General features: G+C 65.5%; 12 protein-coding genes and 2 pseudogenes. 5 read left to right on the forward strand and 9 right to left on the reverse strand.

Going from position 1 to position 10,916, the window contains the following annotated elements; all coding sequences use genetic code 11:
- A partial coding sequence (locus AC1DY5_RS26580) for a hypothetical protein (RefSeq protein WP_478116247.1) occupies positions 1-251 on the forward strand: 251 nt, incomplete at its 5' end.
- Between the two features lie 22 nt (positions 252-273).
- Here AC1DY5_RS26580 and AC1DY5_RS26585 read toward each other — a convergent pair.
- From AC1DY5_RS26585 to AC1DY5_RS26600, 4 genes are read right to left on the reverse strand one after another with little or no spacing between them, the layout of a single operon-like run.
- Positions 274-1,653: an MFS transporter gene (locus AC1DY5_RS26585; protein ID WP_478116249.1), complete on the reverse strand. Its 1,380-nt coding sequence runs from the start codon at positions 1,651-1,653 to the stop codon at positions 274-276.
- Positions 1,654-1,688: 35 nt separating this feature from the next.
- Positions 1,689-2,393: a fumarylacetoacetate hydrolase family protein gene (locus AC1DY5_RS26590; RefSeq protein ID WP_478116251.1), complete on the reverse strand. Its 705-nt coding sequence runs from the start codon at positions 2,391-2,393 to the stop codon at positions 1,689-1,691.
- Between the two features lie 26 nt (positions 2,394-2,419).
- Positions 2,420-3,457, reverse strand: coding sequence for a cupin domain-containing protein (locus tag AC1DY5_RS26595; RefSeq protein WP_478116253.1), 1,038 nt, complete (start codon positions 3,455-3,457; stop codon positions 2,420-2,422).
- A 25-nt stretch (positions 3,458-3,482) separates the two neighbouring features.
- Complete coding sequence (locus tag AC1DY5_RS26600) at positions 3,483-4,682, reverse strand: 3-hydroxybenzoate 6-monooxygenase (RefSeq protein WP_478116255.1); 1,200 nt, start codon at positions 4,680-4,682, stop codon at positions 3,483-3,485.
- Between the two features lie 108 nt (positions 4,683-4,790).
- Here AC1DY5_RS26600 and AC1DY5_RS26605 point away from each other — a divergent pair, with 108 nt between their 5' ends.
- On the forward strand, positions 4,791-5,261 hold the full coding sequence (locus tag AC1DY5_RS26605; protein WP_478116257.1) for a MarR family winged helix-turn-helix transcriptional regulator: 471 nt from the start codon (positions 4,791-4,793) through the stop codon (positions 5,259-5,261).
- 95 nt (positions 5,262-5,356) lie between these two features.
- Here the strand turns inward: AC1DY5_RS26605 and AC1DY5_RS26610 are convergent, their stop codons facing one another.
- The 3 genes from AC1DY5_RS26610 to AC1DY5_RS26620 form a co-directional block, all read right to left on the reverse strand.
- Positions 5,357-5,788 (reverse strand): hypothetical protein, encoded by a 432-nt coding sequence (locus AC1DY5_RS26610; protein WP_478116259.1) that lies wholly within the window; start codon positions 5,786-5,788, stop codon positions 5,357-5,359.
- A gap of 539 nt (positions 5,789-6,327) precedes the next feature.
- On the reverse strand, positions 6,328-6,504 hold the full coding sequence (locus AC1DY5_RS26615; RefSeq protein ID WP_478116260.1) for a hypothetical protein: 177 nt from the start codon (positions 6,502-6,504) through the stop codon (positions 6,328-6,330).
- A gap of 97 nt (positions 6,505-6,601) precedes the next feature.
- On the reverse strand, positions 6,602-7,015 hold the full coding sequence (locus AC1DY5_RS26620; RefSeq protein ID WP_478116262.1) for an acyl-CoA thioesterase: 414 nt from the start codon (positions 7,013-7,015) through the stop codon (positions 6,602-6,604).
- Between the two features lie 403 nt (positions 7,016-7,418).
- Between AC1DY5_RS26620 and AC1DY5_RS26625 the strand changes: the two genes are divergently transcribed.
- Positions 7,419-7,910, forward strand: a complete 492-nt coding sequence (locus AC1DY5_RS26625; RefSeq protein WP_478116264.1) for a PIN domain-containing protein — start codon at positions 7,419-7,421, stop codon at positions 7,908-7,910.
- 736 nt (positions 7,911-8,646) lie between these two features.
- Here AC1DY5_RS26625 and AC1DY5_RS26630 read toward each other — a convergent pair.
- Positions 8,647-8,940, reverse strand: coding sequence for a type II toxin-antitoxin system RelE/ParE family toxin (locus AC1DY5_RS26630; protein ID WP_478116266.1), 294 nt, complete (start codon positions 8,938-8,940; stop codon positions 8,647-8,649).
- Between the two features lie 7 nt (positions 8,941-8,947).
- Complete coding sequence (locus tag AC1DY5_RS26635) at positions 8,948-9,232, reverse strand: ribbon-helix-helix protein, CopG family (protein WP_478116267.1); 285 nt, start codon at positions 9,230-9,232, stop codon at positions 8,948-8,950.
- Positions 9,233-9,307: 75 nt separating this feature from the next.
- Between AC1DY5_RS26635 and AC1DY5_RS26640 the strand changes: the two are divergent.
- Both AC1DY5_RS26640 and AC1DY5_RS26645 read left to right on the forward strand, forming a co-directional pair.
- Positions 9,308-10,339 (forward strand): annotated as a pseudogene (locus AC1DY5_RS26640) (DUF4158 domain-containing protein); the annotation flags it as partial.
- Positions 10,340-10,386: 47 nt separating this feature from the next.
- A pseudogene (locus AC1DY5_RS26645) lies at positions 10,387-10,916 on the forward strand (hypothetical protein); the annotation flags it as partial.

The raw sequence follows: 10,916 nt of genomic DNA on the forward strand, positions 1-10,916 counted from the left end.
ACCTGCTGCGAATGGCCGCCCTTGCGCCCGAATTGGTCGGCTGGGGCACAGGTACGTGCGCAGCCGCCGCAACGGCCGGGTGGGTGAAGGGCGAAAGAGCGCCCCAAAACCTCGCCAGGCTCCCCATCAGCGCGCTTGCCGCACCGGCATGGCACCTCGGCGACGCGTTTCGCCTCCTGGACCCGGCGATCCTCAGGCGCTTTGCTCAGCAACTCTCTTCAGCCAAACGTCAAAAGCTTCTCAGCCTCTGAGTCCGGGGTGCCGTCGGCCGCATCAGGCTGCGCGCCGCAGCGACGCGACCGGGGCGGTCACGTGCTCGGCGCGCGTCGGACGCTGTGCGAACTGCGCGCGCGCCATGGGCACCAGCAGGGTCAGCAGCACTCCCAGCACGCCCAGCCCGGCCAGCACGTAGAAGATCGAATCCAACTGGAAACCGGCGCCTATCATCGTGCTGCCCAGCATCGGGCCACCGATGCCGCCCAGGCGACCGAAGCCGGCACACCAGGCCACGCCGGCTGCGCGCACGTTGGTGCGGTAATAGTTGGCGACAAATCCGTAGATCAGCGTCTGCGTCCCGCTGGTGCCCAGCCCGACGACCGCGACGATGGCCAGCAAACCGGCGAGCGGAAACCCCAGCGTCAGCAACACGAGCGCTACGGCGCCAGTGGCGAAGCAGGCCGCCACCACCGGCTTGGGCCCGAAGCGGTCTGCCGCCCGTGACGCCGCGAGTGCGCCGAAGAGCGAACCACCGTTGAGCACCGCCAGGAATGACAGCGAGCCCTTGGCGTTGAAACCGGCGCGCAACATGATCTCGGGCAGCCAGGTGTTGAGGGAGTACACAAGGACCAGACCGGTGGCGCTCATCAGGCCGAGCACGACGGTCGGGAGCAGGTAATGGGCGCTGAAGAGTCCAGCGAAGCCGACCTTGCCGGCGCCGGCAGGGGTGGACGCACCGGGCTTGACGGACACCGGTTCGGGCATGGGCACGCCGGTGCGCTCGGACATCCTGCGTGCCTCCTCCATGCGGCCGCGTGACGCCAGCCAAGCCACGGATTCTGGCATCTTGAAGTACGCCAGCGGGAACAGCGTGACGATGGGCAGCGCGCCGATCCAGAACATGCCGCGCCAGCCGATGTGCTGCATCAGCAGGATGGCCAGCAAGGCGGCCAGCAGGCTGCCCAGCGGGATGCCGCCGTTGGTGATGGCGTTGATCAGGTTCTTCTTGCCCGCAGGCGCGTACTCGGACACCAGCGCCGCAGTGGTGGCCACCAGCGAACCGATGCCCAGGCCGGTGGCGAAGCGCAGCCAGCCGAAGGCGGAAGCCGTGGTAGCCATCGCGGTAAATCCCATGCCGACCGAGAACCATGCGTACGACATCAGCATGACCTTGCGGCGTCCGAGAATGTCGCCGACGGCGCCGGCGAGCAGCGCGCCCGCCATCACGCCGACCAGCGCGTAGCTGCCCAACAGCCCGGCAATGGCCGGGGTGACGTTGCCAATGTGCGTGGGGTCGCGCAGAAAGGTCGAGACGACCGCGCCGTAGACCACCAGGTCGTAGCCGTCGAAGATGAGTCCTACCGTGGCCAAGGCCACGATCCAGATCACGGTGTTCAGGCGCCGGGCTTCGGCGCTCGGCGGTTTGGTCGATGTCATTTCTTGTCTCCGGGATGGGATGTCGAGGGGGGTGTCTACTCGGGGGCGTCGACGTGCAGCACGATCTCGCCCACGCCCTCGATGCGGCCGTCGATGCGATCGCCGGGTTGCAGCGCGCCGACACCTTCGGGCGTGCCGGTGAAGATGAGGTCACCGGGTTGCAGGTGGTAGAAGAGCGACAGGTCGGCGATCAACTCGGGGATGCTCCAGATCAACTTGTCGATGTCCGATTTCTGGCGCGGCTCGCCGTTGACCGTCATCGCGAGCTCACCCTGACTGATCACCTGGCCGGCCATGGGCACGATCTCGGCCACCACCGAGGATTGCTCGACGTCTTTGCCCAGATCCCAGGGCCGGCCCTTGTCGCGGGCCACCAGTTGCAGATCTCGGCGCGTCATGTCCAGGCCGCAGGCGTAGCCATAGATGAGCGCCGCGGCGTCGGACTGCTGAACACGAAAGCCCGGCTTGCCGATGGCGACCACCAGTTCCATCTCGTGGTGGTAGTTCTGCGTCTCGGGCGGGTATGCCACGGTGGCGCCGGATTCGACCAGCGTCGACGGTGACTTGGTGAAGTAGAACGGCCGCTCGACGCTCTTGTCGACGGGCCGACCCATCTCGACTGCATGCGCGTGGTAGTTGCGGCCGACGAAGAACAGGCGGTTGACGGGCAGGCGCTGGTCGCTGCCGCGCACCGGTAATGAGTAAATGGGCGGCGGGGTCCAGAGGTAGCGGGTGGTCATGGTGTGCTTTCTTGAGTTCGCAGAATTCAGGTTCGGATTTCGAAGACGCCCAGCTTCTGGTGCAGCGGCGTCTCGTCGGCGATGAAGAGGAAGGCGGGCTGGCTGCTCGATGCGTTGGCGAGCGTCACCGCGGTGTAGCCGGGGGCGCAGCAGGTGTCGGCCGAGGCCAGCTTGAAGTGCTGGTCTTCGACCTCCACCGTGGCACCGCCCTCGATGACGTGGAACACGGTGGCCGGACTGCGCACCGGCAGCTTCAGCGTCTGGCCAGGGCGCAGCATCAGCGCGTAGAAGCCGAGGATGTTCTCGGCGTCACCGCCGGTCTCGGGGTTGACATAGGTGACCTGCACGGCTTCCAGCGCTGGCTGGTCGGCGGCCAGCGATTCCAGTGCCGCGCGGGCGTCGGCCCAGGGGTAGCGCAGCATCGGGTAGGTCTTGCGCGAGCGCTCGAACACGGGGGTCGGTACCACGCCGCCGCGAGCGTAGGCGCGCTCGCCATGCCGCGGGCTGACGCTCTGGCGGGCGCCATCGACGTGGTAGCTCGCCTCCATGTAGTACACCAGCGGCAGGTCCAGCACGTCCAGCCAGACCACGGGTTCGTCTCCGTCGTGGCCATGCTCGTGCCACAGGCCGGTGGGCGTCAGGATGAGGTCACCCCGATGCATGGGGCACTTCTCGCCGTCGACCGTCGACCACGCGCCTTCGCCCTCGACTACCATGCGCACGGCATTCGGCGTGTGGCGGTGCGCCGGCGCCCATTCGCCGGGCAGCAGCAACTGCATGCCCAGGTACATGGCGGCGCTGGCCTGCATCTTCTCCAGGCCGTGGCCGGGGTTGGCGAGTACCAGCACGCGGCGCTCGGCCTTTTCAATCGGCGTCAGCTCGCCAGCCTGCAACAGCAGCGGGCGCAGTGCTTCGTAGGACCAATGGGTGGCGCGTGTTCGCGGCTGGGGCTTGCCCGGCGGCAGCACGGCGCGCAGGCTGGGCCAGAGCGGCACCAGGTTCTGCTTCGTCAGCGCTTCGCGGTAGTCGGCGGGCAGGTCTTCGAGTCGTCCGAGTTCGTTCATGTTGGTGTTCCGTGGTCAAGCGGGGTCACGCGGCCAGGCAGTTCTCGACTTTCCAGCCGTAGAGCCATTCCATGGCGTCGTAGAAGCGGTCTTGCGAACGGCCCTTCCACAGTTCGTTGCGAACCAGGCGCTCGACACCCTTGGCGTGGAAGATGCGGCCCATCTCGCGCGCCGACAGCACGATGCGAGCGGTGCGGGCGATGCGCGAGCGCTGGTACTGCGCGAAGGCGTGTGCGAAGTCGTTGTCGTGCACCCGCAGCGCTTCGCCCAGCGTCACGGCGTCTTCCAGCGCCATGCAGGCGCCCTGGGCCAGGTATTGCAGCGTCGGGTGGGCGGCGTCGCCCAGCAGCGTGGCGCGGCCGAACGTCCACTGGCCGATGGGCTCGCGGTCGGCGGTGGCCCAGCGTTTCCAGTCCTTGGGCAGGTCGATGAGTTGACGCGCCTCGGCGCAGATGCCCTCGAAGTAGCTCTGCACCTCCTCGCGACTGCCCTCACGCACGCTCCACTCTTCCTGTTCACGGCTGTGGAAGGTGACGACCACGTTGTACTGTTCGCCGCCGCGCAGCGGGTAATGCACCAGGTGGCAGTTCGGCCCCACCCAGAGGCTGGCGGCGTTCCACTGCAAGTCTTGCGGAAAGTCCTTCTTGTCCACCACCGCGCGGTAGACCACATGGCCCGAGACGCGCGCCTCGTCAGCCACGTACTGACGGCGCACCGCCGACTTGACGCCGTCGGCGCCAATCAACGCGCAGCCGCGGTGCACGCCGCCCTTGGTGTCGTGCACCGTTACGCCGTGCTCGTCCTGGTCGACGCGCTGCACCGTGGTCGAAGTCAGCACCTGGATGCGGTCGGATTCCTGCGCGCCTTCCAGCAGCGACATGTGGACGTCGGCACGGTGGATCACCGCGTAGGGATTGCCGAAGCGTTCGCGGAAGGCGGCGCCGGTGGGGATGCGGCCGACCAGGGTCGCGTCCAGCGCATCGTGCATCACCATCTCGTCGGTGTAGACGGCGCGGGCGCGCGCCTTCTCGCCGATACCCAAAGCGTCGAAGGCGGCAAACGCGTTTGGGCCGAGTTGGATGCCGGCGCCGATCTCGCCGAGTTGAGGTGCCTGTTCCAGCACCTTGACTGAAAGACCGCGGCGCGTCAGCGCCAGCGCGGCGGCCAGGCCGCCGATCCCACCACCGGCCACCAGCACGGGAAGGCCCGATTGCATTGCGTTCATCTGTCATCTCCTAAAATGCGTGTGCTGATGATCAGTACACTGAGTGTAAGTGTAGTGATAGACTGGGTGGTGAAATATTAGGGTGAACCCTTAAATCAAGAGACAAGCATGAAGACCGAGACGACGACAGCCCTGGACCTGGATGAACTGCCGGGGCACTACATCCGCCGCCTGCACCAGATTGCGGTGGCCATCTTCCTGCAGGAGACCGAGGCGCATGGCCTTACACCGGTGCAATACGCGGCGCTTAGCAAGGTTGGCCTGACGCCGGGTGTCGACCAGCGCACGCTGGCGCGCTCGATCGGGCTGGACACTTCCACGACCGCCGGCGTCATTGACCGCCTGGAGACGCGCGGCCTGATGCAGCGCACGGCCTCACCGGAGGACCGGCGCGTGCGGCTACTTAGCCTGACCGAAGAGGGGCAGAAAGTGCTGCAAGCGGTAGAGCCCGACATGTTGAAGGCCCAGCAGCGCATCCTGAAACCGCTGCCCGCGGCCGAGCGGGACGAATTCATGCGCATGCTGCGCAAACTGGTGACTGCGAACAACGAGTTGAGCCGGGCGCCCAGCGAGGCTTGAGTCTCTTTGAGGCCAAATTTGGGGGAGGCACCGCAGTCGTCGACCTTGAAGTTGCAATCATCGACCTCGGTGAGAATGGCCTGTCGGACCCCTATTCAAACATCCCTCAGTCGGTCGATTTGCTTCGGTGTCAAAACTGACGGATCGAATCGAGAGCGATTCAAATGGTGGGGGCACGCTGCCAAGGACATCGTCGACGCGTTGGACGGGAGGCCGGGATACCAGCGGGCGAAGTCATCGCGCAGTTGGCCGTCGATGACGCGCACCCGCATCTGCTGCGACTTYGACATGCGCTYGTCAATGAGCTGGTTGACCGCGGACTCCACGAACGCACTGGAGATGCGTCGGCCCGCTCGGTAGCGCCGTCCATAATTGGGCAACGAGTTCGAGTTGTTGAGCAGGTAGCCGAGCARCTCGAGGGTGAGCTTGCGAATCTGACGCGCGGCCGGCTGCGGCACACCGTCGACTTGGCCAAGACGTTTAGCATCGTGGCCAGGCGCCGCATGGCTTCCTGCGCTCTCGACCATGCCACCCGGCCAGCCTCGACAACCAGTCGTGGTCAGCGGACCTCAGCTGACTGGCCGTTGGCCGGCCATCTACGATGGCGTTGAGTTGCCACCCCTCGTCGAAAGCGCCCAAGACACGTTGCACGCGCTCGTAAGAACGTTCGTCAACCGTTCGAACGAACGCCACACTGCGCTGACCGAAGCCGGCGCGCATGGCGCGCCGGCGACGACCTCGAACGATTTCTCCTGTCGAGGTGGCAAAGCCGCAGGTAGCCGCCGTCCAGCCCCCTTGGTGACGTTCGATCCGCTGCCCATGTCGGCCGTCTGCCAACGTCCAGCGCGTGCCGTCGCACCGTGCTTGGTGCGTTGGCTCTGGCCACCGGCAACAACAACTCCAGCAACTCCGAGAACTTGGCACTACCGCCGAGATCCAGCGCCGGGCCCGCCGTTCACCTGGAGCGATGCTGCAACTGCATTCGCTCGCCAACGGGGCACCTTCACGACAACGCTGCCAAACAGGCTGCGGTATTGAACGTCGCGGTAGTCCTTGATGGCGCGATTCAGGCCACAGCCGTCGCATCGGTCGCTGGCTCGTCGACATCAGCTAGACGACGCATGACGATTTCCGCCTGCATCCGCGCGAGCAGTGCCTTGGCATCGGCCAATCCCAGCCCCGGAGTCTCGATGCTCGGCTGCGCATCGATCTCTAGCGTCGCAGCGGCAGAGCCAGGCGTCACTCATCTCCCGTTCAAAAAGGTCACGCATCGTCGTCGTGCAAAGACTGACGGAAAGCCGGAGCGATCGTGCCAACTACGGCATCACCGCCTCGCGTCTTCAACTGCAAATGCGACGAATCGAATCGGGTATTGGCACAGCTTTCAATCTCCCGTTCGGCAATTTGACGCATAGTGCCCTGGTTTCGCGTCCTTGGCATAGCAGCTCGTCGCCGCGGGTCACACGGTGGCGTTGGATGAAAGCCTTGGGGCGCCATGCCTCCACATCGGTGTGCACCTCGATGGTTTCTCCATAGGTGGCAGACTTGAGGAACCGGGTGTGGATCTCCAGCAATGGTCCCCCCACGCAACCGGGCAGTTCGGCGGGGTCGCGCCACGGCGGCAGGCCGCACTGGCGGAAGAAACGGTGCGAGGCCGCATCCATCCAGCACGAGAAGTTTGGAAAGAACACGATGCCCGCGGGATCGCAGTCGCCGAATTCGACGCGGGCGGTGTGGATGGAGGTCTTGCTCATGGCCCGCCTCAGCTGCTGCTGCGGGGTGCTCGAGGTCGAGCGGCGCCGACGCCTGAGGGTCAGCCAGCTGGCTCCGCGGCCCTGGTGGAAGTTCTGGAACACCCATTCCGACCAGGACCGCGATCCAAGGTGGCCAATTTGAGAAATCCCAGATGCCTGCGCGCAAGCTCCATAGCGGGCACTTTGCCTTCATGCGGGCACTGGCCCAGGGTTTGAATGTGCGCGCGTGGAGGCATGCCGTGGAAGTCACCGAAGTTTCCAGCCGCGAGTTCAATCGCGACGCCTGCCGCTTGAAAAAGCAGGCCGACAAGGGGCCAGGTGGACCTGGGCTGATGTACCTGCTCGACACCAAATTGATCTCGGAGTTGCGGCGGCCGGAAAGGGCTTCTCCGGCCGTCGTCGCATGGGCGGGTTCGTCACCCAAGACGAAACCTTTATCTCGGCCATTACCGTCTACGAACTCGAAGTGGGAGTGCAGCAGAAGGAGCGCGTCGATGCCGCACAAGGGGCCATCCTCCGCGCCTGGCTAAGTGGACAGGTGCTCAGCGAGTTTGTCGAGCGCATCATCGAACTTGACGGCAGCGCCGCAAGAACGATGGCGGGTTTGAGGCCTCGGGCGAGCAGCGCATCGGCCGCCTCGACCACTTCTTCCAGTCGCACACCGCGCGGCCCTCGCCACCGAACCGGAACTGAGGAGTTGGAAGCCGAGACGCCTGTGGCTTTGGCGCTCATTGAAAGTGACCCACTTTTGCTCATCGGAAATGACCCATCGAAGTCGGCGTGGCATGCGGGTGGGAGTAATCACACGCAGTGGCTTGCCAACGAATCGTGTTTGACAGTCGAGGTTTCGTCGTCTACAAAGTATTGGTGTCGAGAAGTRGCSTGTTGRGGTTGAGGTGTGTGAGCGCGAATGGACCCCCTTCCCGCTGTTGGCGCGCGSCAACACCCCCCACTGCCTTGGCACATCGAGCTSGCTCTGCCGCATGTGCGCGCACAACACACTGCGCACTTCGCGCGCGGCACTGCTCACGAAATTGACCCACCCCGTCGTTGTGGATTTCAACRAGTGGTGGGGTCTTGAGGGGTCTTGAGGAGTGCCCAGGCGATCGAAGACTTCGACGTCGCCGATCCAAKAGAAGTCATTGAGGGCGCAGCCAGCACGGCGGTGGCCCGCATCGGCCAATGCCCGCGAATGGCAATAGGAGCCCGCCACGATCGCTGCGCTGCTTGTCCAGGGATAYACCCGCCCGGCTATCGCCATGGCTCTGCAGCGGGCCCTGCACGGGCCCTTCACTGGGGCACGCCCCAGCCCCCGCGGCCTAGGCCGCAAAGCGTCGAGAGGGCCTGCGCCATCTCGCCCCCACGCCGCCGCCGTCATCGGCACTACTGACATACCCTAAGCCGAGCACCTCTCGACCACCGCGCAATCACAAACACCTGCGCACTCGCTGGGTCAGGTTCCGGTGAGTACAACTGGGTCAACAAATGTGATCGCCAAGGCTGTGGAGCTTGGATTCATCGACAGCCGCCGATTGGGGGTCGATAAGTGCGCGTTATCGCGCCCTTTCCGCGTGGCGACCACCATCTCGCGATCTGCCCGGAGCCCAAGTCAGCGCCCCCACGCGAAGAGATCAATGTTTGAAACCTGACTCTCGCTGCGCGCGAATTGCCAATATGAAAGCCGTCTCGACCTCGGCCAAGTAGCGATACAACGCGACATAGCCTCGAGCACCCTTGCCGATGACCAATTCCCGTTTGCCGTCTTTCACCGGTCTGCCGATTTGAGGACTATGCGCGAGGACCTGGATGGCCTCGATGATTTCCTCGATCCGCTTCGCGATGTCCACCGCGTCGAACTGCGTCATGTGATCCAAGAAGCGATCAAGATCGTCAAGTACTTCGGGAGCAAGCTCGATTCGAGCCATGACTCGATCAACGCGCAGGCTGTCGCGCTGACGGCCGGCGCGCCTTCTTGCCGCTAGCGCGGGCCTGCAAGTATTCCTTCGCATCCGTCCAGGCCACCGATTTGCCAGTCCGCTTTAAAGCAACCCACCGCTCGTCGGCAATCCGATGCAACTCGTCGTCCGTCTCGATGCGCTCCACCGTCTCGGATAGCGCATCCAGAATGAAGGCATGTGAAGACTTTCCGGCTCGCTCAGCAGCAGCCGCGATGCGAGCTTTCAGGGCATCTTCCATTCGAATCGTGGTCGTGGGCATGGACAGCCTTCCTGGATCTTCTGAACGAACCCCAATGTAGCACATTTGTGCCACAGCGAGTCGTCGACGCCGACCTTGTTGTGTCGGCAGGCCTTCGGCCTGCGTGACCTRCCGGGCGAGCTCAGCGAGTTCGAGYTRCAGGCGTTCTTCAGCTTCAGCCSCGCCGAGCGAGAGTTGATCGCGGGCGCCGCAGCGATAGCCYCAAGTTGGGCCTGGCGCTGCACATCGGTTTCGCGCGCATGAGCGGGCGGCCGCTGAAYAGCGTTCGAGCCGTGCCGCCMGYGTTGCTGCGCCACCTTGGCCGCGAGCTCGACATCGCCGCGCCCGACCTGGTTTCGCTGCGCGCGCTGTACGCCCGYGGGCGCACYYTGTTCGAYCACCAGCAGCAAGCCTGCGAKTGCCTGGGCTTCCAATGGATGACYGAGCACCAGCGCCGCGCCCTGGTCAGTGTGCTGCGCRACGAGGTGGCGCACTGCGTCGATCGCGAGCGGTTGCTTGTCCTTGCCCGGCAGTGGCTGTACGACCACCGGCTGCTCATTGTTCACGACCGCGTCATCCGCGCCATGGTCGCGGCCGCTCTCGTTGAACTCGAGGCGGCCACCGGAGAGGCCATCCTGACCAGCGTGCCTGCCGCGACCCGCAAGCGCTGGACATCGGCGCTCAATACACCGCGGCCGGACGGCGAGCACAGCCAGAGCTGGCTGTGGAGCGCGCCGGCCAGGCATTCCACGCGCCAGATCACCGAGGTCCTGGAGCGCATCGCATTCCTGACCGATCTCGGCATCACTTCGAGCGTGCGCGCCGGCTCTCTTCTGGTGGGCGTGAGCCGCCTGCCCTGGCAGRCCGCCGGTGAGCACCCCGCGCTCGATGCGCTGAAAAAGCTGCGAGCCGGGTACGCCGCCGGCGCCAAGCGCCTTGCAGCCGGGGTCACGGCGCCACGCCTTGGCGCAGCCTGGCGCGAATCCATCGCCGACCCCGATCGCGAGCGTGCCTTCAGGGCGCCGGAGGTCGCCACCCTTCCTCGCTCTGCGCCGGGCGGTGCGCAACGGCTCGGTCTGGATAGAACATTCGCTGAGCTTTCGCGGCCRGGAGCGACGCTGGCGAACCTGCCCGAGCGCAGCCTGGCGCCGGATCCGGCCCTCGATCCAAGCCGTTTGACGCAAACCGCCGAGGACGCGGCGCGTGCGCTCCTGCGCGCAGGCGAATCGGCCAACACGCGCGCCTCCTACGCCTCGGCGATGCGCTACTGGTGCGCCTGGTACGCCGCGCGCTATGGCCAGGCGCTGCGAATGCCCGTTGCGGTGCCGGTGGCCATCCAGTTCATCGTCGACCACGCCGCGCGCAAAACGGATGAGGATTCCAAGGCTGGCCTGGTGAGCGAGCTGCCGCCAGACATCGACCAGGCACTAGTGGCCAGCGGCTACAAGACGCGGCTCGGTGCGCCCGCGCTCAACACGCTCGTGCACCGCATCGTGGTGCTGTCCAAGGCGCACCAGCTGGCCAAGGGGCCGAACCCTGCGCCGACCCGCTGGTGCGCGAGCTGCTGGCCCAGACGCGCCGCCCCTACGCCAAGCGCGGCGCGCGGCCGCGCAAGCAGCGCGCGCTCACCAAGGATCCGCTGCAAGCGCTGCTGGCGACCTGCGACGACACCCTGCTCGGAAAACGCGATCGCGCCCTCCTCCTG

The organism is Variovorax sp. P4_D9, from assembly GCF_056401695.1.

What these genes read in the sequence shown, in the direction of transcription:
- AC1DY5_RS26585 (WP_478116249.1), bottom strand. Translation starts at nt 1,653, where the DNA reads ATGACATCGACCAAACCGCCGAGCGCCGAAGCCCGGCGCCTGAACACC.
- AC1DY5_RS26590 (WP_478116251.1), bottom strand. Translation starts at nt 2,393, where the DNA reads ATGACCACCCGCTACCTCTGGACCCCGCCGCCCATTTACTCATTACCG.
- AC1DY5_RS26595 (WP_478116253.1), bottom strand. Translation starts at nt 3,457, where the DNA reads ATGAACGAACTCGGACGACTCGAAGACCTGCCCGCCGACTACCGCGAA.
- AC1DY5_RS26600 (WP_478116255.1), bottom strand. Translation starts at nt 4,682, where the DNA reads ATGAACGCAATGCAATCGGGCCTTCCCGTGCTGGTGGCCGGTGGTGGG.
- AC1DY5_RS26605 (WP_478116257.1), top strand. Translation starts at nt 4,791, where the DNA reads ATGAAGACCGAGACGACGACAGCCCTGGACCTGGATGAACTGCCGGGG.
- AC1DY5_RS26620 (WP_478116262.1), bottom strand. Translation starts at nt 7,015, where the DNA reads ATGAGCAAGACCTCCATCCACACCGCCCGCGTCGAATTCGGCGACTGC.
- AC1DY5_RS26630 (WP_478116266.1), bottom strand. Translation starts at nt 8,940, where the DNA reads ATGGCTCGAATCGAGCTTGCTCCCGAAGTACTTGACGATCTTGATCGC.
- AC1DY5_RS26635 (WP_478116267.1), bottom strand. Translation starts at nt 9,232, where the DNA reads ATGCCCACGACCACGATTCGAATGGAAGATGCCCTGAAAGCTCGCATC.